Genomic DNA, 22,991 nt, shown 5'->3' with positions numbered 1-22,991 from the left:
TGCTGCTGCGGACTCTGATGGCTACTGGCGTAAGACGCTGGCGTAACACCCAAACAGAACGGCCCGGATGACGAGTCATCCGGGCCGTTCTCGCAGGTGGGGCTAACAGGACTTGAACCTGTGGCCTCTTCCTTATCAGGGAAGCGCTCTAACCGTCTGAGCTATAGCCCCTTGCCGCACTGAAAGATTAGCGGACCGAGCGCCGATCCCCCAAATCCGTATCGGCGGCCGCGGCGGGACCGGCCTGGTCGTGGGCTCGGTGGCCCGTGCCGAGCCACTGCTCGCGGGTGGCGGGCAGGCCGCTGGCACCGGATTCGGGGGTGCGGACGGCGAGGACCTGGTTGATGCCGATCCGGTTCTCCTCGAAGGCGACCGCGGACGCCGCCATGTAGAGCCGCCAGACCCGGGCACGGCCGCGGCCGACCTGCGCGACCGCCTCGGGCCAGTGCGCCTCCAGGTTGGCCACCCACTCGCGCAGGGTCAGCGCGTAGTGCTCGCGGAGCGACTCGACATCGCGGACCTCGAAACCGGCCTCCTCCAGCAGCGAGACGGTGGAGCCGACGGGCGAGAGCTCGCCGTCCGGGAAGACGTAGCGGTTGATGAACGGGCTGAGCTCGTAGGGCTCGCCGGGGCGGCTGGGCCGGCGGGCGATCTGGTGGTTGAGCAGCCGGCCGCCGGGGGCGAGCAGGCCGTACAGCCCGCCGGCGTAGGCGAGGTACTGCTCGGCCCCGACGTGCTCGGCCATGCCCACGCTGGAGATCGCGTCGAAGGGGCCGTCCGGGATCTCCCGGTAGTCCTGCAGGCGGACCTCCACGCGCCCCTCCAGGCCCGCCTCGGCCACCCGGCGGCGGGCGAGGTCGACCTGCTCGGCGGAGATGGAGACACCGACCGCGGTGACGCCGTAGTGGCGGGCGGCGTGCAGCAGCAGGGATCCCCAGCCGCAGCCGACGTCCAGCAGGCGCAGCCCGGGCCGCAGGCCCAGCTTGCGGCAGATGAGGTCGAGCTTGGCCTCCTGGGCGGCCTCCAGGCTCTTCGCACCGGGCTCCCAGTACGCGCAGGAGTAGACCATGCTGGGGCCGAGCACCAGGCCGTAGAAGTCGTTGCCGACGTCGTAGTGGTGGCTGATCGCGGCGCGGTCGCGCTGCCGGCTGTGCAGCCGGCCCTTGGGGGCCGGACCTCCTCCGCCGGGGGCGCGGGCTGGGGGCCGAGGACGCCGGCCCGCAGCGCGGTGCGGAGGGCGGTGCGGCCCTTGGTGTGCAGGGCGTCGGCGAGGCCGGGCCGGTGGGCGTCGGGGCGTTCGGCGAAGCGGCCGATCGCGGACAGCACCTCGTACAGGTCGGTGTCGGGGGCCAGGTCGAGGTCCCCGGAGACGTACGCGCGGGCGAGGCCGAGCTCACCGGGCGCCCAGAGCAGCCGGCGCAGGGCCCGGCGGTGGCGCAGGACGACGGTGGGGGCGCCGGACGGGCCGGCGACGCTGCCGTCCCACGCCTGGATGCGGACCGGGATCCTGGCGCCGAGCAGTTCCTCGGCCGCGCTGACCAGTTCCGTTGCGATCTGTGCCATGACACACCTCCGAGCAGCCGAAACGACCGACCGGTCCGCTCCCGGACACCGGCACAGCCAACTCCTGCCGGTGGCCGGAAGGTGTTCCGGCACGCCGGTCAGGTCCCGGCTGTCACCCGGATGCAGCGGACCCCGACCGCTGAAACAGCTGTCGGGGCCCTGGTGTTCCCGGGAGTTGACTCAATGTCAGGGAACGTCGTGCGGGGTGGCTCAGTCCTCCTCGGCGAGGGTGAGCTCGATGCCGCCGGTGAAGCCGGCCGCGGTGTTGTAGATGAAGGCCGAGAGGGTCGCCAGGGCAGTCATCAGGACGACGTCGACGACGGCAATGAGGGTCGTGAAGACCATCACGTTGCCGAAGCCGAGGTAGTCCATCAGGTTGAACCCGCTGGAGGTGTCCGACCCGGTGACGTCCTTGAGGGTGCTGGTCAGCGAGTCGAAGACGCCGAGGCCGTCCAGGACCATCCAGAGCACGGCGGCCGCGACGATGATGATCACGCCGACGGCCAGCGACAGCAGGAAGCTGACCTTCATGACGGACCACGGGTCGGCCTTGACGATCCGCAGCCGGGCCTTGCGGACCCGCCCGGCAGCCGCGCCGGCGGCGGGTGCGGACGGGCGGCGCGGGGCCCCACCGGTCTGGCCGCCGCCCTGGGCCGCGCCGGGCACCCGGGTGCCACGGGCCGGCGTGGGCTGGCCCTTGGCGTAGGTGGTCGGCTGGGAGTAGCCGCCGGGCGCCGCCGGGGGCTGCGGCGGGGCCGCGGGCGGCGGGCCGGCCGCGGCGGGGCCGCTCTGCCCGGCCGAGGCGACCGGGGGCATCAGCGAGGTGGACGCGGCCGGGTGCTCGGCCGGAGGCTGGGGCACACCGCCGTAGGGCATTCCGCCCTGCGCGGCGCCCGGCGTCCCGCCCGAGGCACCTCCCGCAGCACCCGTGGCTCCACTCACCCTGGTCCTCCCGCAGTTCCCGTCCGGGCGGCCGCCGCCACCCGGTCATCGTTCGTCGTCCGGCGCCGGCCAGGTGCCGGTTCCGGTCGGCGGCCGGCGCACCCCGGTGAGGGGTGTGCCGGCCGCCGGACGTGCGGTCAGGCCTGCTCGGCCGTGCCGTCCGCCGTCGTCGTGTCCGCGGTGGCCACGGCCTCGCCGGCCTCGTCCTCCGCGGTGTCCTCGTCCTCCGCCTCCGCGTTGCGGGCCATGCCCACGACCGCGTCGCGCTTTCCGAGGTTGATCAGTTGGACGCCCATCGTGTCACGTCCGGTTTCACGGACCTCGGAAACCCTTGTCCGGATCACACCGCCGGACAGCGTGATCGCCATGATCTCGTCGGTCTCCTCGACCACCAGGGCCCCGACCAGCGAGCCCCGGCCCTCGACGATCTTCGCCGCCTTGATACCGAAACCACCACGTCCCTGGACACGGTACTCGTCGACCGACGTCCGCTTGGCGTAGCCGCCGTCGGTGGCCGTGAACACGAAGGTACCCGGCCTGATGACGTTCATCGACAGGAGCTCGTCGTCCTCGCGGAACGCCATGCCCTTCACGCCCGAGGTGGCCCGGCTCATCGGCCGGAGCGCCTCGTCGGTGGCGGTGAAGCGGATCGACTGGGCCTTCTTCGAGATCAGCAGCAGGTCGTCGTCGGCGGAGACCAGCTCGGCCCCGATCAGCTCGTCGTCCCGGCCCTCCTCGTCCTGCCGCAGATTGATCGCGATCAGGCCGCCGGAGCGCGGCGAGTCGTAGTCCTTGAGCAGGGACTTCTTGACCAGACCGTTGCGGGTGGAGAGGACGAGGTACGGCTTGTCCTCGTAGGTGCGCACCGCCATGACCTGGGCGATGTGCTCCTCGGGCTGGAAGGCGAGCAGGTTGGCGACGTGCTGGCCGCGGGCGTCGCGCCCGGCGTCGGGCAGCTCGTAGCCCTTGGCGCGGTACACCCGGCCCTTGTTGGTGAAGAACAGGATCCAGTTGTGGGTCGTCGTCACGAAGAAGTGGTCGACGATGTCGTCCTGCTTGAGCTGGGCACCGCGCACGCCCTTGCCGCCGCGCTTCTGCGAGCGGTAGAGGTCCGAGCGGGTGCGCTTGACGTAGCCGCCGCGGGTGATGGTGACGACGATGTCCTCCTCGGCGATGAGGTCCTCGATGGAGAGGTCGCCGTCGGAGGGGATCAGGGTGGAGCGCCGCTCGTCGCCGTACTTCTCGACGATCGCGGTGAGCTCCTCGGAGACGATGCCGCGCTGGCGCTCCGGGGAGGCGAGGATCGCGTTGTACTCGTTGATCTTCGTCTGGAGCTCGTCGTGCTCGCTGAGGATGCGGGCGCTCTCCAGGGCGGCGAGACGGCGCAGCTGCATCTCGAGGATCGCGTTCGCCTGGAGCTCGTCGATGTCGAGCAGGCCCATCAGGCCGGTGCGGGCAGCGTCGGCGCTCTCCGAGGCCCGGATGAGCGCGATGACCGCGTCGATCTGGTCGAGGGCCTTGAGCAGCGCGCGCAGGATGTGCGCCCGCTCCTCGGCCTTGCGCAGCCGGAAGGTGGTGCGGCGGACGATGACCTCGATCTGGTGCGTCACCCAGTGCCGGATGAACGCGTCGAGCGAGAGGGTGCGCGGCACGCCGTCGACCAGCGCGAGCATGTTGGCGCCGAAGTTGGTCTGCAGGTCGGTGTGCTTGTACAGGTTGTTGAGGACGACCTTGGCGACGGCGTCCCGCTTGAGCACGATGACCAGGCGCTGGCCGGTCCGTGAGGAGGACTCGTCGCGGACGTCGGCGATGCCGGCGATCTTGCCGTCCTTGACCAGGTCGGCGATCTTCAGCGCGAGGTTGTCCGGGTTGACCTGGTAGGGGAGTTCGGTGATCACCAGGCACTGGCGGCCCTGGATCTCCTCGACCTCGACGACCGCGCGCATGGTGATCGAGCCACGCCCGGTGCGGTAGGCGTCCTCGATGCCGCGGCGGCCGACGATGAGCGCGCCGGTGGGGAAGTCCGGGCCCTTGATCCGCTCGATGAGGGCTTCGAGCAGCTCCTCGTTGGCGGCCTCGGGGTGTTCGAGGGCCCACAGGGCGCCGGAGGCGACCTCGCGCAGGTTGTGCGGCGGGATGTTGGTGGCCATGCCGACCGCGATGCCGGTGGCACCGTTGATCAGCAGGTTGGGGATGCGCGCGGGCAGGACGGTCGGCTCCTGCGAGCGGCCGTCGTAGTTGGACGCGAAGTCGACGGTCTCCTCGTCGATGTCGCGCATCATCTCCATGGCGAGCGGCATCATCTTGCACTCGGTGTAGCGCATGGCCGCGGCCGGGTCGTTGCCCGGCGAGCCGAAGTTGCCGTTGCCGTCGACGAGCGGCATCCGCAGCGACCACGGCTGCGCCAGGCGCACCACGGTGTCGTAGATCGAGGTGTCGCCGTGCGGGTGGTAGTTGCCCATCACGTCGCCGACGACGCGGGCGCACTTGTAGTAGCCCTTCTCGGGCCGGTACCCGCCGTCGTACATCGCGTACAGCACCCGCCGGTGGACCGGCTTGAGGCCGTCGCGGACCTCGGGCAGCGCACGGCTGACGATCACGCTCATCGCGTAGTCGAGGTACGAGCGCTGCATCTCGGTCTCGAGCTCGATCGGCTCGACCCGGGACACGAAGGTGTCGGTGGCGGTGCTCTCGGCCTGCTCCGGCTGCATGTCGCCGTCGGGACGGTTGTCGTCGACCACTGGTGGTCAGTTTCCTTTCACGCGTGACTGGACGGTACTGGCGGGGGCGGGCCCCGTCAGACGTCCAGGAAGCGGACGTCCTTGGCGTTGCGCTGGATGAAGGAGCGGCGGGCCTCGACGTCCTCGCCCATCAGGACGGAGAAGAGGTCGTCGGCGCGGGCCGCGTCCTCCAGGGTGACCTGCATGAGCAGGCGGTGGGCCTGGTCCATGGTGGTGACGCGGAGCTCCTCGGCGTTCATCTCGCCGAGACCCTTGAAGCGCTGGATCGCGTCGTCCTTGGGCAGCCGGCGGCCGGCCGCGACGCCCGCGGCGATGACGGAGTCGCGCTCGCGGTCGGAGTAGACGTACTCGAAGTCGTCCTTGCCCCACTTGATCTTGTAGAGCGGCGGCATCGCCAGGTAGACGTAGCCGGACTCGACCAGCGGGCGCATGAAGCGGAACAGCAGGGTGAGCAGCAGGGTGCGGATGTGCTGTCCGTCGACGTCGGCGTCCGCCATCAGGACGATCTTGTGATAGCGGAGCTTGGACTCGTCGTAGTCCTCCTGGATGCCGCAGCCGAAGGCCGAGATCAGCGCCTGGACCTCGGTGTTCTGCAGCACCTTGTCGATCCGCGCCTTCTCGACGTTGAGGATCTTGCCGCGGATCGGGAGGATCGCCTGGATGCGCGGGTCGCGGCCCTGCTTGGCGGAGCCGCCGGCCGAGTCGCCCTCGACGATGAAGATCTCGCACTCCGCCGGGTCCTTGGACTGGCAGTCGGAGAGCTTGCCGGGCAGCGAGGCGGTCTCCAGCAGGCCCTTGCGACGGGTGAGGTCGCGGGCCTTGCGGGCGGCGACCCGGGCGCTGGCGGCCTGGATCGACTTGCGGATGATGTCCGCGGCCTCGTTGGGGTTGCGGTCGAGCCAGTCGGCGAAGTGCTCGTTGACGACCTTCTGCACGAAGGTCTTCGCCTCGGTGTTGCCGAGCTTGTCCTTGGTCTGGCCCTCGAACTGCGGCTCGCCGAGCTTGATCGAGATGATCGCGGTCAGACCCTCGCGGATGTCCTCGCCGGAGAGGTTGTCGTCCTTCTCCCGGAGGATCTTCTTGTCGCGCGCGTACCGGTTCATCAGGCCGGTGAGCGCGGCACGGAAGCCCTCCTCGTGGGTGCCGCCGCCGTGCGTGTGGATGGTGTTGGCGAACGAGTAGACGCCCTCGGTGTACGAGCTGTTCCACTGCATGGCGATCTCGACGGAGATCGTCCGGTCCTTGTCCTCCGCCTCGAAGTCGATGACGGAGGGGTGGACGGGCTCGCCCTTGCGGGAGTTGAGGTGCGCGACGAAGTCGGCGATGCCGCCGTCGTAGCGGTAGGTCACCGAGAGCGGGTTGCCCTCGTCGTCGTAGTGCTCGGGCCGCTCGTCGGTCAGCGAGATGGTGAGGCCCTTGTTCAGGAACGCCATCTCCTGGAAGCGCCGCGACAGCGTCTCGAAGGAGTAGACCGTGGTCTCGAAGATGTCGCCGTCGGCCCAGAACGTGACGCTGGTGCCGGTGCGGTCGGTGGCCTCGTGCTGGACGAGCGGCGCGGTCGGGGCGCCCATCTTGTAGTCCTGGGTCCAGCGGTGGCCGTCGGTGTGGATCTCGACCGCGAGCCGGGTGGACAGCGCGTTCACCACCGAGACGCCGACGCCGTGCAGACCGCCGGAGACCGCGTAGCCGCCGCCGCCGAACTTGCCGCCGGCGTGCAGGACGGTCAGCACGACCTCGACGGCCGGCTTCTCCTGGCCGGGGACGATGCCCACCGGGATACCGCGGCCGTTGTCGACCACCCGGACCGCACCGTCGGCCAGGATCGTCACGCCGATGGTGTCCGCGTGCCCGGCCAGCGCCTCGTCGACGGAGTTGTCCACGACCTCGTACACCAGGTGGTGCAGGCCTCGCTCGCCGGTCGAGCCGATGTACATGCCCGGGCGCTTGCGGACGGCATCGAGCCCTCCAACACCTGGATCGCGTTGGCGTCGTAGGACTTCCCGGTGGCCGGGTCGACGGGTTCTTGGGTCTGGCTGGGGTTGCCGGAATCGGCCACGAAGCGCCCTCTCTGGCACAGCGCGGGCCGCACCCCCACCCCTGTCTCGGGCGGGCCTGCGACCACGGCGTTTCGACTCGGTTGCTGGCAGCAACTGTGTTTGGCTTCCAGTCTACCGGTACGACTGACAGAGAGGGGCGTTTGGCAGCCCCTGAGGGCAGATGTGCCGCCCGTAATCCCCTCCACACATGTCCCGATACTCGGCCGGGGGCTCAGAGCCGCTACGCGGGCCGCCAGCCGTTCCGGAGGAATTCACTCCGGGTGACGTCGCCGCAGGCCGATCAGCCCCAGGTGTCCCCGGGGCCGCGGCTGCCCGGGGCCCGCAGCCGGCCGTAGCCGCGCTTGGGGGCGTCGGGGCCGAGCACCTTGATCACCCGGACCGTGCCGTGCCCCAGCTCGTGATTCAGCCTTGCCACCAACTGCCTCGCCAAGAGCCTCAGTTGGGTGGCCCAGGCAGTCGAGTCGCACTGCACGGTCAGCACCGCCTCGGCCTCGTCGAAGGTCTTCGGCACACAGTGCGCGGCGATGTCGGGGCCGACGATCTGCGGCCAGCGCCCCATCACTCCGCCCACGGCCGCCGGGGCCTCCCAACCCCGCTCCGTGATCAACCTGTTCAGTGCCGCCCCCAGCGGGACGGGGTCACGGCCGTCCGCACGCGCCCCGCTGCGCAGGCCGTGCCGCTTGGCCTCGCGCTTCTCCCGGACCTGCTCACCGCGCTGCCGGGCCTGCTCCTTGGCCGCGCGCAGCGCGACCCGCGCCAGATCCACGCCCGACGGCTCCGGGGTCTCGGTCATCGGTGCTCCTTGTCCCCAGCCTGTGCATGCGCCCGATCCGCGCCCGGCGTACGCCGGGGGCGAGCCCTCCAGGGTACGGAATCCGGGGAGATCACGGGTCGAGTCGGGTGACCGAACCGTCCGCGACCGCGTACCGCACGCCGGCCAGCGCCTTCGGCACGTCCTCGGCCACCGCCGCCGTCACCAGCACCTGCTCGCCGCCGGCCACCAACTCCGCGAGCCGGTCCCGGCGGCGGGCGTCCAGCTCCGCGAACACGTCGTCCAGGATCAGCACCGGCTCCCCGCCGTCCGCCTTCAGCAGCTCGTACGAGGCCAGCCGCAGCGCCAGCGCGTACGACCAGGACTCCCCGTGGCTCGCATAGCCCTTGGCGGGCAGCGGGCCCAGCCGCAGCACGAGTTCGTCGCGGTGCGGGCCGACCAGGGTCAGGCCCCGGGCGACCTCCTGGCTGCGGACGGCCAGCAGGGCCGCCAGCAGCTGCTCCTCGGCCTGCTCGCGGCTGGTGGGGAGCTCGCCCTCGAACGAGCTTCGGTACTCCAGCACGGTGTCGCCGCCGCCCGGCGCCAGTTGGCGGTAGGCCTCCGCGACCAGTGGTTGGAGGGCCGCCACCAGCTGCAGCCGGAACGCGGTGAGTTCGGCGCCGGCGCGCGCCAGGTGCCCGTCCCAGACCTCCAGGGTGGACAGGTCGGCGCCCTTGCCGCCGCCCGCCCGGCGGGCCGACGCGGCAGTCTTCAGCAGCGCGTTGCGCTGCTTGAGCACCCGCTCGTAGTCCTGCCGCACGCCGGCCAGCCGGGGTGCCCGCGCGGTCAGCAGCTCGTCCAGGAAGCGCCGGCGCTCGCCCGGATCGCCCTTCACCAGGGCGAGGTCCTCCGGTGCGAACAGGACGGTGCGCAGCAGCCCGAGGACGTCCCGCGGCCGAACGTTGTCGGAGCGGTTGATCCGGGCCCGGTTCGCCTTGCCGGGGGTGATCTCCAGCTCGACCAGGGTGCTGCGGGTGCCCTGGACGACGCTGGTGCGGACGACCGCCCGCTCGGCGCCGAGCCGGATCAGCGGGGCGTCGGTCGCCACCCGGTGGCTGCCCAGGGTGGCGACGTAGCCGATCGCCTCGACCAGGTTGGTCTTGCCCTGGCCGTTGGGCCCCACGAACGCGGTGACGCCCGGGTCGAGGGGCACCTCGACCCGGGCGTAGGAGCGGAAGTCGGCGAGCGACAGATGCGCGACATGCATGGGTGTGGACTGCGCTCGCCTTCCGTGGACCGCTGCCGGGCTACTTCGACTCGACCGCGTGGCCGCCGAACTGGTTGCGCAGTGCGGCGATCATCTTCATCTGCGGGGAGTCGTCCTGGCGGGAGGCGAACCGGGCGAACAGCGAGGCGGTGATGGCCGGCAGCGGCACCGCGTGGTCGATCGCGGCCTCGACCGTCCAGCGGCCCTCGCCGGAGTCCGCGGCCCAGCCCTTGAGCTTGGCCAGGTGCTCGTCGTCGTCCAGCGCGCGGACGGCCAGGTCGAGCAGCCAGGAGCGGATGACCGTGCCCTCCTGCCAGCTGCGGAAGACCTCGCGCACGTCGGTGACCTCGGGTGCGGCCTCCAGCAGCTCCCAGCCCTCGGCGAAGGCCTGCATCATGGCGTACTCGATGCCGTTGTGGACCATCTTCGCGAAGTGGCCGGCGCCGACCTTGCCCGCGTGGACGGCACCGAAGTCGCCCTCGGGCTTGAGCGCGTCGAAGACCGGCTGGACCTTCGCCACGTGCTCGGCATCGCCGCCGTACATCAGGGCGTAGCCGTTCTCCAGGCCCCAGACGCCGCCGGAGACACCGCAGTCGACGAAGCCGATGCCCTTGGCCGCGAGCAGCTCGGCGTGCTTGATGTCGTCCGTCCAGCGGGAGTTGCCGCCGTCGACCACCACGTCGCCGGGGGAGAGCGCCTCGGCCAGCTGCTCGACGGTGTCCTGGGTCGGCCCGCCCGCCGGGACCATCACCCACACCACGCGCGGCGCCTGCAGCTTGCTGACGAGCTCTTCGAGGCTGTCCACATCGGCGACGTCCGGGTTCCGGTCGTAGCCGATGACGGTGTGGCCGGCGCGGCGGATGCGCTCGCGCATGTTGCCGCCCATCTTGCCGAGACCGATGAGGCCGAGCTCCATGACAAGTCCTTCACTGTGGTGTCGTGCCGTGACGGCGGCGCCGTTGCCGCACAGCCAGAGCCTACGCCGCGAGCGGGCCAGGCCTCCCGCGGCAGGGTCTGACCGGGGGAGGCCTGGTTCGTCCACAGGCTGTGGGCGGTGAGGGTCAGCCGGAGAGGCGCACCGGCATGATCAGGTACTGGTAGGCCTCGTCCGCCTCCGCGTCCACGGCCGGCTTGCCGCTGAGCAGCGCCGGCTTGGTGGGCGTGGTGAAGCTCAGCTGGGCGTACGCGGAGTCGATGGCCTTGAGGCCCTCCTCCAGGTAGCCCGGGTTGAACGCGATCGAGATGTCGTCGCCCTCGAGGTCGGCGTCGATCCGCTCGGTCGCCTGCGCGTCGTCGCCGGAGCCGGCCTCCAGGGTCAGCACGCCCTGCTCGAAGCTCAGCCGGACGGGGGTGTTGCGCTCGGCCACCAGCGAGACGCGCTTGAGCGCCTCCAGGAACGGCTGGGTCTGGATCGCGGCGACCGCCGAGAACTCGGTCGGGAACAGGCTGCGGAACTTCGGGAACTCGCCCTCCAGCAGCCGGGTCGTGGTGCGGCGGCCGGCGCCCTCGAAGCCGATCAGGCCCTCACCGGCGCCGCCGGAGGCCAGCGCGATCGACACGGTGTCGCCGCTGCCCAGCGACTTGGCGATGTCCTGGAGGGTCTTGGCGGGCACCAGCGCGACCGCGGAGATGTCCGGCTGCTCGGGCTTCCACAGCAGCTCGCGGACGGCGAAGCGGTACCGGTCGGTGGCGGCGAGGGTGATCCGGTCGCCCTCGATCTCCACCCGGACGCCGGTGAGCACCGGGAGGGTGTCGTCGCGCCCCGCGGCGACCGCGGCCTGGCTGACGGCGGAGGCGAACACGTCGCCGGAGACCGTGCCGGTGGCGGTCGGCATCGCGGGGAGGGCCGGGTACTCGTCCACGGGGAGGGTCGGCAGGGTGAACCGGGAGCTGCCGCAGACCACGCTGACCCGCATGCCGTCGGTGGAGATCTCCACCGGGCGGTTCGGCAGGTTGCGGGAGATGTCGTTCAGCAGGCGGCCGGAGACCAGGACGGTGCCGGCCTCCTCGACGTCCGCCTCCAGCTCGACCCTGGCCGAGACCTCGTAGTCGAACCCGGAGAGGGCCAGGGAGCCCTCCTGGGCGGTCAGCAGCAGGCCGGCCAGCACCGGCACCGGCGGCCGCGCCGGGAGGCTGCGAGCAGCCCAGGCCACCGCCTCCGCGAGGACATCACGCTCCACCCGGAACTTCACCGGTAACCGCCTCCTGGCTCACTGCTGTCGCATCCGCGCTTGATCGTCTTCGTGCACTGGGCCGCCCGGCGCAACCACCCGGCTTCCAGTTGCCGAGAACAGTCTGACGTACTCCGCCGACAGTCGGGGCAGACGGGCCGGGAGAAGCCGAACAGATGTCGGGGAGCGGTTGTCCACAGATTTCGGCCCGACCCACTGTTGATCAAGAAGGGGGCTCTATAGGTGTAGTGGTAGTAGTAGGGCCTGTGGATACCGTGGATAACCCCGTTTCCGCAGGTCAGACCCCAGATTTTGTCCACAGAGCCTGTGGACGGCCGCTGTGGACAACCAGGGCTCGCTGTGGACAGCGGAGAGTTATCAACAGGGCACGCTGAGTATCCACAGGTTGTCCACAGGACTGTCCCCAGATCATGGCCGGGTTATCCACGGGCCGCAAGCAACATCACGTGACGCCTTTCACACCTGGGGGTGAACAATGGGCCCGCGTTGTCGAACTGTGGACAGGCCTGTGGAGAACCTGGGGATAACTCCCCGATTCCTGGGGACAAGCGGTGGACAACTTTGTGGGCGGCTGGTGGGCCGTCAACTGTCCACAGCCTGTGGACAACCGTTGTGCACAAGTCCACAGGGAGCTGACCTGCGCGGAAGAGCGTAACCCGGACGGCCCTGTGGAGGAATTCTGGATAACTCCGGGCCGGTCGGGCTGTGGACGGGGAAAACCCACCCGATCCTGTGGACAACCACGCGTTGCTCCGGCCGCGTTCGAATTGCCGGTCGAATGTTCCAATCCGCCGTTTGCGCGTCGCCCGGCCGGCGGAGTGGATCCTGCCCGGCCCGGCCGCCGTCCACACCTTCGCCGCCGGCCCCACGGGGCAGGCCGGGGCTGCAGTGGAGGCGTTCGGGAGCGCCGCATGCCCCGCCCGTGCGCCGGACGGGCAGGGGGCCGCGACAACGCCGCCGGGCCCCGTCGACAGGTGCGTCGACGGGGCCCGGCGGTGAGTCGGGTGCGGCGGAGCCGCGGGCTCTGCGGGCCTAGCTCTTGATCCGGTTGGTGAGCTCGGTGACCTGGTTGTAGATCGAGCGGCGCTCCGCCATCAGTGAGCGGATCTTCCGGTCGGCGTGCATCACCGTGGTGTGGTCGCGGCCGCCGAACTGGGCGCCGATCTTGGGCAGCGAGAGGTCGGTGAGCTCCCGGCAGAGGTACATGGCGATCTGGCGGGCCGTCACCAGTACGCGGCTGCGCGAGGATCCGCAGAGGTCGTCGACGCCGAGGCCGAAGTAGGCGGCGGTCTGCTGCATGATCACCTGGGCGGTGATCTCCGGGCCGGCGTCCTCGTCGCCGCCGGGGATCAGGTCCTTGAGGACGATCCCGGCCAGCTCCAGGTCGACCGGCGCCCGGTTGAGGTTGGCGAACGCGGTGACCCGGATCAGCGCGCCCTCCAACTCCCGGATGTTGCGGGTGATCCGGGAGGCGATGAACTCCAACACGTCGGCCGGAGCGTTCAGTTGCTCCTGGATTGCCTTCTTGCGAAGGATCGCGATCCGGGTCTCCAGCTCCGGCGGGGTGACGTCGGTGATCAGTCCCCACTCGAAGCGGTTGCGGAGCCGGTCCTCCAGGGTGATCAGCTGCTTGGGCGGCCGGTCCGAGGAGAGCACGATCTGCTTGTTGGCGTTGTGCAGGGTGTTGAAGGTGTGGAAGAACTCCTCCTGGGTGGACTCCTTGCTGGCGAGGAACTGGACGTCGTCCACCAGCAGGATGTCCATGTCCCGGTACCGCTTGCGGAACGCGTCCGCCTTGCCGTCCCGGATCGAGTTGATGAACTCGTTGGTGAACTCCTCGGAGCTCACGTACCGCACCCGGGTGCCCGGGAAGAGGCTGCGCGAGTAGTGCCCGATGGCGTGCAGCAGGTGGGTCTTGCCCAGCCCGGACTCGCCGTAGATGAAGAGCGGGTTGTACGCCTTGGCCGGGGCCTCCGCGACCGCCACCGCCGCGGCGTGCGCGAACCGGTTGCTCGCGCCGATCACGAAGGTGTCGAACAGGTACTTGGGGTTCAGCCGGGCGGCCGGCTCGTCCTTGCGCGGACCGCCGGCCGGGGGTGCCCCGGGCGGCGCGGGGACGCCGGGGGTGCGCTCGGGGAGGGCCGGGCCCGCCGAGGGCTGCGGAGCCGGGGCCCGGCCGGCCGTGCCGCGCCGGCTCTGGCCGCCCGGGCGCCCGCGGCCGCCTTCGCCGGGATCGGGCCCGAGCACCCCGCCGAACAGGTCACCCTGCGCGGGCGTGGCCGCCGGCAGGCCCTTCGGCCGGTGCGGTTCGGGCCGGCGCTCGTCGGCGGACGGGGCCTCGTCGTAGGCCGGGCTGTCCCAGTCGGTGCCGGACTGCTCCGCCCACGGGCGCTGCTCGGCCGGGAACGGCGCACCGGGCCGGTCGTACGCCTGGTCGTAGCGGCCGGGCGCGGGGGCTGCTGCGGGTAGGGCTGCTGCTCGAACGCCGGGCCGCCCTGGTAGTCGCGGCCGCCGTAGTCGCGCTCACCGTGGTACGGCTGCCCCGACCAGTCCTGCGAGGGGGCGGGCTGCACCGGCTCCTGCGGCTGCGGCTCGGGGGCGACGGCCTCGGCGTCGACCATCACGGCGATCCGGACGGGGCGGGAGAACTCGTAGGTGAGGGCCTCGGTCAGCTGCGGCAGCAGCCGGCCCTCCAGCACCTGCTTGGCCCGCTCGTTCGGGGCCGCCAGCAGGGCGGTGTCGTGCATCATCCACATCGGGCGGGTGCGCCGCAGCCACATCTTGTCGCTGTCCCCGACACCGGAGTCGTTGACCAGCCGCTCGACGACCTTCGCCCAGAGCGGGACGAGATCGCTGTTGACATCAGCCACTGGTGCACGCTTTCTCGTTCCGCCCCCGGACTCGGCCGGGGGCGCCCCCGGCACGGGGGAGGTGTCATGGGACTCGGTGTGCCGGTCCGATCGATGAACAAACCCGACAAGTCCTGCAACGGTAGTCAGCGCGCAGACCTGATTCAAGTTGTTGTCCACAGGCTGTGGGCGACCGGCGCGCGGGCTGCCGGTTTGACCCTCCGGCCCGCTGCCGCGTACCGTAACCAGGTCGAGTTGTCGATGGCCGCTGCCGCATGCCCGCGGGTCCACCCGCTTCCACAAGGCGCGCAGCACGGGCGCCGTGGATCGCCCCAACCCCAGCAGACCTGGGATTTTGGGGCGGATTTCCCAGCACAGGGGAGATCGCGCGGACGCACGGTGACGGCCAAGCGACACATCGTCATCCTACGATTCATCCCAGGAGCCCCCGAGTGAGCAAGCGCACCTTCCAGCCGAACAACCGTCGTCGCGCCAAGACCCACGGCTTCCGGCTGCGGATGCGTACCCGCGCCGGCCGCGCCATCCTGGCGAACCGCCGTGGCAAGGGCCGCGCCAGCCTGTCCGCCTGACAAGCGCGCGGGTTCCGAAGTGCTGCCCTCCGAGAATCGGCTGCGGCGGCGCCAGGACTTCTCGACCGCGGTGAAACGCGGTCGACGGGCCGGTCGGCCCCTGCTGGTGGTCCATCTCGACAGAGAGGGCGACCGGACGGGGCCGGCCGACCGGAACAGCGACTGTGGCCCGCACGCGGCCGAGGGGCTTCCTTCGGTGCGTGCGGGTTTCGTCGTGAGCAAGGCCGTGGGCCCCGCGGTCGTGCGCAACCTGGTCAAGCGTCGCCTTCGTCACCTGGTCCGTGAGCGTCTGCCCCGGCTGCCCGCAGGTAGCCTGATAGTGGTACGCGCGCTGCCCCAGGCCGGGACGGCCTCGTATCTCGATCTCGAACGCGATCTGGACGCGGCGCTGCGTCGGTTGCTCCGTGTGGAGCGGACCGATGGCGCGCCGACGGGAGCAGGGCGATGAAGTACCTGCTGATGGGGCTGATCAGGCTCTACCAGTGGACGATCAGTCCGCTGCTGGGGCCGGTGTGCCGTTACTACCCCTCGTGCTCGCACTACGGGTACGAGGCGGTGCGTGTGCACGGCGCGATCAAGGGGAGCGGTCTCACCGCTTGGCGCATCCTGCGCTGCAACCCGTGGTCGCCCGGTGGGGTCGATCATGTGCCGCCGCGAAAGCACCCGGTGTGGCACCGCCGGCTGCGCAATCTGCTGAGCCCGAAGAGCGGGACCGCCGGGGCTGAGCCGGTGGCCAAGCCCGATGTCCAAGGAGTCTGACCGGTGACCTGGTCCTTCCTGAATCCCCTCTACACAGCGGTGTCCTGGATCATCGTCCAGTTCCACTCGCTGTACAGCCACGTCTTCGATCCGAACGGTGGCTGGGCCTGGGGCCTGTCGATCGTCTCCATGGTGATCGTCATCCGGATCTGCCTGATCCCGCTGTTCGTCAAGCAGATCAAGGCCACCCGGGCCATGCAGGCGATCCAGCCGAAGATGAAGGCCATCCAGGAGCGCTACAAGAACGACAAGCAGCGCCAGTCCGAAGAGATGATGAAGCTCTACAAGGAGGCGGGCACCAACCCCTTCTCGAGCTGTCTCCCGATTCTGGTCCAGGCTCCGTTCTTCACCGCCCTCTACGGCGTGCTGGCCTCCGTGGCCAAGGACAAGCCGATCGGCGTCATCAACGAGACGCTGCTGGCCAGTGCCAAGCAGGCGCACATCTTCGGTGCTCCGCTGTCGGCGAAGTTCGTGGGTGCGGAGAGCATCCACGTCCAGGTCGTCGTCGCGATCATGATCGTGATGATGTCGCTGTCGCAGTTCATCACCCAGCGCCAGCTGATGACCAAGAACGTGGACCTCTCGGTCAAGACGCCGTTCATGCAGCAGCAGAAGATGCTGATGTACGTCTTCCCGGTCATGTTCGCCGTGATGGGCATCAACTTCCCGGTCGGTGTGCTCGTCTACTGGCTCACCACCAACGTGTGGTCCATGGGTCAGCAGCTGATCGTCATCCGCAACAACCCGACGCCGGGCTCGCAGGCCTTCAAGGAGCGCCAGGAGCGGCTGAAGCGCCAGGGCCGGCTGAACCCGGACGGCACGGTCACGAAGGTCGGCCTGCTCGCCAAGATCAGTGGGGGCGGCACCGGCGGCTCGACCGCGACCGCCGAGGCCGTCGTCGCCGAGACCGTCCAGGTCCGCCGCCAGCAGCCGCGCAAGCAGAGCAAGGCGCAGCGGCAGCACGCGGGCGGCCAGCAGGCGGCCGGCCACACGGCGGTCGAGGACGCCCCGGCGGACGAGGCCGGCTCCGCCGAGCCGGTCAAGGCCGATCTGTCCAAGCAGGACGCGGTGCCGGCGGGCCGGGGCGCCAAGGAGCCCGCGGCCAAGCAGGCGGGCGGCAAGACCACCCAGCGCCAGCAGCCGAAGCGGACCCAGGGCGGCCAGCGGCCGAAGAAGAAGTCCTGACCGTTCGGAGCCGGGGGCAGCGGCCCCAGATCTTCGTTCTCGGCCCCACCCGAGGGCCCATCCCCGAAGGAGTCCATCAGTGACGGAAGGCACCACCTCCGCCGTCGAGGTCGAGGCAGCGGCGGAGTCCGGTGAGGGCCTCGTGGCCCGCCTGGAGCGCGAGGGCGACATCGCCGCCGACTACCTGGAAGGTCTGCTGGACATCGCGGACCTGGACGGCGACATCGACATGGACGTCGAGGGCGACCGTGCGCTGGTCTCGATCGTCGGTGAAGGCTCGGACCGCCAGCTGCACCGCCTGGTCGGCCAGGACGGCGAGGTGCTGGAGGCGCTCCAGGAGCTGACCCGGCTGGCCGTGCACCGGGAGACCGGTGAGCGCAGCCGGCTGATGCTGGACGTCGCGGGCTTCCGGGCGCGCAAGCGTGCCGAGCTCGCGGCGCTGGGCGCGAAGGCGGTCGAGCAGGTGAAGGCCAGCGGTGAGCAGGTGAAGCTGAGCCCGATGACCCCGTTCGAGCGCAAGGTGGTGCACGACGCGGTGGCGGCGGCCGGCCTGCGCAGCGAGTCGGAGGGCGAGGAGCCCCAGCGGTGCGTGGTCGTGCTGCCGAGCTGACCTCGGTGTGGTGTCGAGCGACCCCGTCCGCCGTGTGCGGGCGGGGTCGTCGTTCCTTGCGGGCCGATGTCCGAGAGGGGCGGTCCAGGGTGGTGGCCAGAGGCAGGTGGATCCGGTGAGCGGAGAGGCTGAGATGGAGACGGACGGCGTGGCGCCCGAGGGTGAGCCTTCGGTGGAGGTGCCGCCGCAGGGGCCGGGGAGACTCCCGCCGTGGCGCGGGAGATCTTCGGGGAGCGGCTGGCGGCTGCGGTCCGCTACACCGAGTTCCTGTCGACCGCAGGTGTGCAGCGGGGGCTGATCGGGCCGCGCGAGGTGCCGCGGCTGTGGGACCGGCACGTGCTGAACTGCGCGGTGCTGGCGGAGCTGCTGCCGGCCGGGGCCTCGCTGTGCGACGTGGGGTCGGGGGCCGGGCTGCCCGGCATCCCGGTGGCGCTGGCGCGTCCGGACGTCTCGGTGACCCTGCTGGAGCCGCTGCTGCGGCGCACCACCTTCCTGGAGGAGGTGGTGCGCGAGCTGGGTCTGGACAACGTCACCGTCGTGCGCGGCCGGGCCGAGGAGATGGTCGGCAAGCTGGCGGTCGACATCGTCACCGCGCGCGCGGTGGCGCCGATGGACCGGCTGGCGGGCTGGGGACTGCCGCTGCTCCGCCCGTACGGGCAGATGCTGGCGCTGAAGGGGGACAGCGCCGAGCAGGAGCTGGCCGATTCGCGGGCGGCGCTGACCCGGCTGGGCGCGCTGAAGTGGTCGGTGATCTCGGTGGGCGAGGGCACGCTGGAGACCTCGACCCGGGTGGTCCGGGTGGAGGCGGGCGAGAGCCCGGGCGGCGTCAAGGCGGCGACCCGGCGGGCCAAGGCGGCCCGGGCCGGCCGCGGTGCCCGGGACGGCGGCAAGGCCGGCGCGCGGCGCCGCCGCTGACCGGCGGATCCGCCGATCGCGACGATTCGTACCGAGCGGGTGGGCCAGGAGCTGCGGCTTCCGGTCCACCCGCTCTGTCGTGTGCCGTGCGGCGTTCGGGGGGATCCGGAGTGTCGCACTGTCAGATTTGCGACATTCCGGGCAAGGTGTTTCACGTGAAACGTCGCTCCCTGCTCCCCGGAATCCTCGACCGCGCCCTGGCGGTGACTGTTGCCGCTCCGGTTTCACGTGAAACACTGACCCCCATGCAGGACTCGGAGACCATCGAGCAGATCGATGACACCCCCATCGGACGCGCCGCCCAGGCTGCGGTGCAGGCCATCGGGCGGGCCGGCGAGGGGCTGCCCAGGCCGGACGCGACCCGGGTGATCGTGGTGGCCAACCAGAAGGGCGGCGTCGGCAAGACCACGACGACCGTCAACATGGCGGCCGGCCTCGCGCTGCACGGCCTGCGCGTCCTGGTGATCGACCTCGACCCGCAGGGCAACGCCTCGACCGCGCTCGGCATCGACCACCACGCGGAGGTGCCGTCGATCTACGACGTCCTGGTCGAGGGCAAGCCGCTCGCCGACGTCGTCCAGCCCGTGGTCGACGTCGAGGGGCTGTTCTGCTGCCCGGCGACCATCGACCTGGCGGGCGCGGAGATCGAGCTGGTCTCGCTGGTGGCCCGCGAGAGCCGGCTGCAGCGTGCGATCACCGCCTACGAGCAGCCGCTCGACTACATCCTGATCGACTGCCCGCCGTCGCTCGGCCTGCTGACCGTCAACGCCCTGGTGGCCGGCCAGGAGGTGCTGATCCCGATCCAGTGCGAGTACTACGCGCTGGAGGGCCTGGGTCAGCTGCTGCGCAACGTCGAGCTGGTCCGCGCCCACCTCAACCCGGTGCTGCACGTCTCCACCATCCTGCTGACCATGTACGACGCCCGCACCAGGCTGGCCGCCCAGGTCGCCGAGGAGGTCCGGACACACTTCGAGCGCGAGGTGCTGCGGACGGCCATCCCGCGTTCGGTCCGGATCTCCGAGGCGCCCAGCTACGGCCAGACCGTGCTCAGCTACGACCCCGGTTCCACCGGTGCGCTCTCCTACCTGGAGGCGGCCCGCGAGCTGGCGCTGCGGGGGGTCGGGGGCGATTACCCGGCCGGGGCCGCGACGGGCTACGGTGCGGTCGGGCAGCAGCGGACCGCGGACGGCGCGGGGGCGGCACAGCACGGCACGATGGAGGGCAACCGGTGAGTGGTGGGCGCAGAGGTCTGGGACGCGGGCTCGGGGCGCTGATCCCGGCGGCCTCGCCGGCGACGGGATCCGCTCCGGCAGCCGGGGCGCCGGCGGCGCCTCCGGCGGTGGTGCCGGTGCCGACCGACCGGGGCACGGTGGCTGCGAAGGTTGCTGCCGAGAGCCTGCGCGAACTCACCGACGGCCCGCGCGACGCGGCGGCCGAGCTGTCGCCGGTCGACGGCGCGCGCTTCGCCGAGCTGCCGCTGGACGCGATCACGCCCAACCCACGTCAGCCGCGGGACGTCTTCGACGAGGACAAGCTCGCCGAGCTGGTCGCCTCCATCAAGGAGGTGGGCCTGCTCCAGCCGGTGGTGGTCCGCCAGGTGGCGGCCGACCGCTTCGAGCTCATCATGGGCGAGCGGCGCTGGCGTGCCTCCCGGGAGGCCGGGCTCGACCTGATCCCGGCGATCGTCCGGGCCACCGAGGACGACAAGCTGCTGCTCGACGCCCTGCTGGAGAACCTCCACCGGGCCGAGCTGAACCCGCTGGAGGAGGCGGCCGCCTACGACCAGCTGCTGCGGGACTTCTCCTGCACCCACGACGAGCTGGCGGACCGGATCGGCCGCTCGCGTTCGCACGTCTCCAACACGCTGCGCTTGCTGAAGCTCCCGCCGGCCGTGCAGCGCAGGGTCGCGGCCGGCGTGCTGACCGCCGGCCACGCCCGGGCGCTGCTGCGCGTGCCGGACGCCGAGCGGCAGGACCAGCTGGCGAAGCGGATCGTCGCGGAGGGGCTCTCGGTGCGCACCACCGAGGAGATCGCCGAGCTGATGGCGAGCGAGAAGCCGCAGAAGCCGAGCGGGCCGAAGGCCGGCCGGATCCTCTCCCCGGCCTTCGACGACCTGGCCGGACGGCTCTCCGACCGGTTCGACACCCGGGTCAAGGTCGAGGTGTCCCAGCGCAACGGCCGGCTCGGCAAGGGCAAGGTGGTGCTGGAGTTCGCCTCGGTCGACGACCTGAACCGGATCCTGGACAGCCTCGCCCCCGGCGAGGAGGGGCTGCGGCTCTCCCAGGGCTGACCGCGGGCCGACCGCCGGACGAGTGGGTGCATGTTTCACGTGAAACGTGCACCCCTCGCGTTTTTCGGAGCAAGCTCGTGGTGGGGAACCGAGCCGGAGGAGGTGTGCGAGGCGTGGGGCGCAGGCTCGTACCGCTGACGTTGGACAACCTGCAGGATCTGCCCGACGGCTGTCGTTCGTGCGTGTTCTGGGAGCTGGACCCGGTCAGTGCGCGGGTCGCGGTGGAGGGCGGCAAGGCGGAGCTGGAGAAGGAGGGGTGGATCTCCGCCGTCCTGCTGGAGTGGGGGTCGTGCGGCCGGATCGTCTACGTGGACGGGGTCCCGGCCGGCTTCGTGCTGTACGCGCCGCCGGCGTACGTGCCGCGGTCGCAGTCCTTCCCGACCAGCCCGGTCTCCCCGGACGCCGTGCAGCTGATGGTGAGCCGGGTGCTGCCGGGCTACCAGGGGCAGGGGCTGGGCCGGGTGCTCGTGCAGACGGTGGCCAAGGACCTGCTGGCGCGCGGCACCCGGGCGATCGAGGCCTTCGGGGCGGTCGGCAGGCCGACGCCCAGCTGCCTGCTGCCGGCCGACCACCTGCTGGCGGTCGGCTTCAAGACGGTGCGTCCACACCACCGGTATCCGAGGCTGCGGCTGGAGGCGCGGACGACGCTCTCCTGGCGCAGCGACGTGGAGGGCGCGCTGGAGCGGCTGCTCGGCGGAGCCCGCAAGGAACCGGCCTGGCGGCCCTTCTGAGCGGCCGGCCGGCCCGCTGCCCACAGCCCCGGCCGGACCGGTCGCGGGAACGGCGGAGGGCCCCCGGGATCGCTCCTGGGGGCCCTCCGCCGACTGGCGCGGCGAGCGGCTAGATGAACTCGGCCAGCTCGCGCAGCAGCGCGGCCTTCGGGCGGGCACCGGTGATGGTCTTCACCAGCTCGCCGTTCCGGTACACGTTCAGCGTCGGGATCGAGATGACGTTGTAGGCGGCCGCAGTGCCCTGGTTTGCGTCGACGTCGAGCTTGGCGATGGTCAGCTTGTCGCTGTGCTCGGCGGCGATCTCCTCCAGGATCGGGGCGACCTGGCGGCACGGGCCGCACCAGGTGGCCCAGAAGTCGACCAGCACGGGCTTGTCGCTCTTGAGGACGTCGGCGTCGAAGGTTGCGTCGGTCACGGTGATGGTGGCGCCGGCCACGGTCTCTCCTAAGGGTCACGGGCGAGGTGGTACCTGGGCGCTGCTTCGGCGGTTCGGCACCTTCGGTGGGGAGAACAACCGCGAGGGCTGTTCTGTTTCACGCCGACGGGCGGGGGCCCGCCGGCGTGCGGGGGTGGTCAGACGGCGGCTACGGCCGCGGCCTGGGCCTCCAGGTCGGCGAGCGAGGCGAGGTAGCGCTCGGCGTCGAGGGCGGCCGAGCAGCCGGTGCCGGCGGCCGTGATGGCCTGGCGGTAGGTGTGGTCGACGACGTCGCCGGCGCCGAACACACCGGGGATGTTGGTGCGGGTCGAGGGGGCCTGGACCTTGAGGTAGCCCTCGGCGTCCAGGTCGAGCTGGCCGGTGAAGAGGTCGGTGCGCGGGTCGTGGCCGATGGCGATGAACAGGCCGGTGACGGCCAGCTCGCGCTTCTCGCCGGTGGTGGTGTCGCGCAGGGTGACGCCGGTCAGCTTGGGGTCGCCGTGGATCTCCTCGACGGCGCTGTCCCAGGCGAAGGTGATCTTCGGGTCGGCGAAGGCGCGCTCCTGCATGGCCTTGGAGGCGCGCAGGCTGTCGCGGCGGTGGACGACGGTGACGCTGCGGGCGAACCGGGAGAGGAAGGTGGCCTCTTCGAGGGCGGTGTCGCCGCCGCCGACGACGGCGATGTCCTGGTCGCGGAAGAAGAAGCCGTCGCAGGTGGCGCACCAGGAGACGCCGCGGCCGGAGAGGACGTCCTCGCGGGGCAGGCCGAGCTTGCGGTGCTGGGAGCCGGTGGTGACGATGACGGCGCGGGCGCGGTGCACGGTGCCCTCGGAGTCGGTGACCGTCTTGACGTCGCCGGTGAGGTCGACGGCGACGATGTCGTCGGGGACGAGCTCCGCGCCGAACTTCTCGGCCTGGGCGCGCATGTTGTCCATGAGCTCCGGGCCCATGATGCCGTCGCGGAAGCCGGGGAAGTTCTCGACCTCGGTGGTGTTCATCAGGGCGCCGCCCGCGGTGACCGCGCCCTCGAAGACCAGCGGCTTCAGGGAGGCACGCGCGGTGTACAGCGCAGCGGTGTATCCGGCGGGGCCGGACCCGATGATGATCACGTTTCGGACGTCGCTCACTGCATCT

General features: G+C 71.1%; 17 protein-coding genes, 1 tRNA gene and 3 pseudogenes. 9 read left to right on the top strand and 12 right to left on the bottom strand.

Annotated features, from left to right (window positions below; translation table 11 throughout):
* Positions 1 to 97: 97 nt before the first annotated feature.
* The 10 genes and pseudogenes from ABEB13_RS21385 to dnaA all read right to left on the bottom strand — a co-directional run bounded on the left by ABEB13_RS21385 (position 98) and on the right by dnaA (position 14,383).
* Positions 98 to 171, bottom strand: a tRNA-Ile gene (locus ABEB13_RS21385).
* A 16-nt stretch (positions 172 to 187) separates the two neighbouring features.
* Positions 188 to 1,563: pseudogene (locus ABEB13_RS21380) on the bottom strand (class I SAM-dependent methyltransferase).
* A 210-nt stretch (positions 1,564 to 1,773) separates the two neighbouring features.
* A complete protein-coding gene (locus ABEB13_RS21375) occupies positions 1,774 to 2,424 on the bottom strand; it encodes a DUF3566 domain-containing protein (RefSeq protein ID WP_345706776.1) in 651 nt (216 codons plus the stop codon).
* 218 nt (positions 2,425 to 2,642) lie between these two features.
* Positions 2,643 to 5,246 (bottom strand): DNA gyrase subunit A, encoded by a 2,604-nt coding sequence (gene gyrA, locus ABEB13_RS21370; RefSeq protein ID WP_345706775.1) that lies wholly within the window; start codon positions 5,244 to 5,246, stop codon positions 2,643 to 2,645.
* A gap of 56 nt (positions 5,247 to 5,302) precedes the next feature.
* Positions 5,303 to 7,302, bottom strand: a pseudogene (gene gyrB, locus ABEB13_RS21365) (DNA topoisomerase (ATP-hydrolyzing) subunit B).
* 281 nt (positions 7,303 to 7,583) lie between these two features.
* Positions 7,584 to 8,096: a DciA family protein gene (locus tag ABEB13_RS21360; protein WP_100889235.1), complete on the bottom strand. Its 513-nt coding sequence runs from the start codon at positions 8,094 to 8,096 to the stop codon at positions 7,584 to 7,586.
* Between the two features lie 91 nt (positions 8,097 to 8,187).
* Positions 8,188 to 9,321, bottom strand: coding sequence for a DNA replication/repair protein RecF (recF, locus tag ABEB13_RS21355; RefSeq protein WP_345706774.1), 1,134 nt, complete (start codon positions 9,319 to 9,321; stop codon positions 8,188 to 8,190).
* Between the two features lie 40 nt (positions 9,322 to 9,361).
* Positions 9,362 to 10,237, bottom strand: a complete 876-nt coding sequence (gene gnd / locus ABEB13_RS21350) for a phosphogluconate dehydrogenase (NAD(+)-dependent, decarboxylating) (protein ID WP_100889237.1) — start codon at positions 10,235 to 10,237, stop codon at positions 9,362 to 9,364.
* 145 nt (positions 10,238 to 10,382) lie between these two features.
* Positions 10,383 to 11,513: a DNA polymerase III subunit beta gene (dnaN, locus tag ABEB13_RS21345; protein WP_100889238.1), complete on the bottom strand. Its 1,131-nt coding sequence runs from the start codon at positions 11,511 to 11,513 to the stop codon at positions 10,383 to 10,385.
* Between the two features lie 1,032 nt (positions 11,514 to 12,545).
* A pseudogene (gene dnaA / locus ABEB13_RS21340) lies at positions 12,546 to 14,383 on the bottom strand (chromosomal replication initiator protein DnaA).
* Positions 14,384 to 14,814: 431 nt separating this feature from the next.
* Between dnaA and rpmH the strand changes: the two are divergent.
* From rpmH to ABEB13_RS21295, 9 genes are all read left to right on the top strand, one after another.
* Positions 14,815 to 14,952 carry a 50S ribosomal protein L34 gene (gene rpmH, locus ABEB13_RS21335; protein WP_006381191.1) on the top strand — a complete coding sequence of 46 codons (138 nt, stop codon included), beginning with the start codon at positions 14,815 to 14,817 and terminating at the stop codon, positions 14,950 to 14,952.
* A 19-nt stretch (positions 14,953 to 14,971) separates the two neighbouring features.
* The gene (gene rnpA / locus ABEB13_RS21330) at positions 14,972 to 15,400 is read left to right on the top strand and encodes a ribonuclease P protein component (protein WP_100889240.1); all 429 of its coding nucleotides are present in this window, start codon (positions 14,972 to 14,974) and stop codon (positions 15,398 to 15,400) included.
* A complete protein-coding gene (gene yidD, locus ABEB13_RS21325; RefSeq protein WP_100889241.1) occupies positions 15,397 to 15,711 on the top strand; it encodes a membrane protein insertion efficiency factor YidD in 315 nt (104 codons plus the stop codon). The genes rnpA and yidD overlap by 4 nt, the downstream gene beginning before the upstream one ends.
* Positions 15,712 to 15,714: 3 nt before the next feature.
* Positions 15,715 to 16,896 (top strand): membrane protein insertase YidC, encoded by a 1,182-nt coding sequence (gene yidC, locus ABEB13_RS21320; RefSeq protein ID WP_345706773.1) that lies wholly within the window; start codon positions 15,715 to 15,717, stop codon positions 16,894 to 16,896.
* 79 nt (positions 16,897 to 16,975) lie between these two features.
* Positions 16,976 to 17,506 (top strand): Jag family protein, encoded by a 531-nt coding sequence (locus tag ABEB13_RS21315; RefSeq protein ID WP_100889243.1) that lies wholly within the window; start codon positions 16,976 to 16,978, stop codon positions 17,504 to 17,506.
* Between the two features lie 210 nt (positions 17,507 to 17,716).
* The gene (gene rsmG / locus ABEB13_RS21310) at positions 17,717 to 18,421 is read left to right on the top strand and encodes a 16S rRNA (guanine(527)-N(7))-methyltransferase RsmG (protein ID WP_345706772.1); all 705 of its coding nucleotides are present in this window, start codon (positions 17,717 to 17,719) and stop codon (positions 18,419 to 18,421) included.
* Between the two features lie 272 nt (positions 18,422 to 18,693).
* Positions 18,694 to 19,653, top strand: coding sequence for a ParA family protein (locus ABEB13_RS21305; RefSeq protein WP_198524313.1), 960 nt, complete (start codon positions 18,694 to 18,696; stop codon positions 19,651 to 19,653).
* Positions 19,650 to 20,711: a ParB/RepB/Spo0J family partition protein gene (locus tag ABEB13_RS21300; protein WP_345706771.1), complete on the top strand. Its 1,062-nt coding sequence runs from the start codon at positions 19,650 to 19,652 to the stop codon at positions 20,709 to 20,711. Before ABEB13_RS21305 ends, ABEB13_RS21300 begins: the two co-directional genes overlap by 4 nt.
* Positions 20,712 to 20,824: 113 nt before the next feature.
* Positions 20,825 to 21,442: a GNAT family N-acetyltransferase gene (locus ABEB13_RS21295; RefSeq protein ID WP_100889247.1), complete on the top strand. Its 618-nt coding sequence runs from the start codon at positions 20,825 to 20,827 to the stop codon at positions 21,440 to 21,442.
* Between the two features lie 109 nt (positions 21,443 to 21,551).
* Here ABEB13_RS21295 and trxA read toward each other — a convergent pair whose 3' ends face one another.
* The gene (trxA, locus tag ABEB13_RS21290) at positions 21,552 to 21,878 is read right to left on the bottom strand and encodes a thioredoxin (RefSeq protein WP_345706770.1); all 327 of its coding nucleotides are present in this window, start codon (positions 21,876 to 21,878) and stop codon (positions 21,552 to 21,554) included.
* A 137-nt stretch (positions 21,879 to 22,015) separates the two neighbouring features.
* Positions 22,016 to 22,984 carry a thioredoxin-disulfide reductase gene (gene trxB / locus ABEB13_RS21285; RefSeq protein WP_345706769.1) on the bottom strand — a complete coding sequence of 323 codons (969 nt, stop codon included), beginning with the start codon at positions 22,982 to 22,984 and terminating at the stop codon, positions 22,016 to 22,018.
* Between the last annotated feature and the right edge of the window lie 7 nt (positions 22,985 to 22,991).

Source organism: Kitasatospora paranensis, assembly GCF_039544005.1.
GTDB lineage: Bacteria > Actinomycetota > Actinomycetes > Streptomycetales > Streptomycetaceae > Kitasatospora > Kitasatospora paranensis.
This window is presented reverse-complemented; position numbering and strand designations above follow the sequence as displayed.

Bases quoted from the DNA above. Each gene is read 5' to 3' on its own strand.
- ABEB13_RS21360 (WP_100889235.1), bottom strand. From the start codon at position 8,096: ATGACCGAGACCCCGGAGCCGTCGGGCGTGGATCTGGCGCGGGTCGCG.
- recF (WP_345706774.1), bottom strand. From the start codon at position 9,321: ATGCATGTCGCGCATCTGTCGCTCGCCGACTTCCGCTCCTACGCCCGG.
- gnd (WP_100889237.1), bottom strand. From the start codon at position 10,237: ATGGAGCTCGGCCTCATCGGTCTCGGCAAGATGGGCGGCAACATGCGC.
- yidD (WP_100889241.1), top strand. From the start codon at position 15,397: ATGAAGTACCTGCTGATGGGGCTGATCAGGCTCTACCAGTGGACGATC.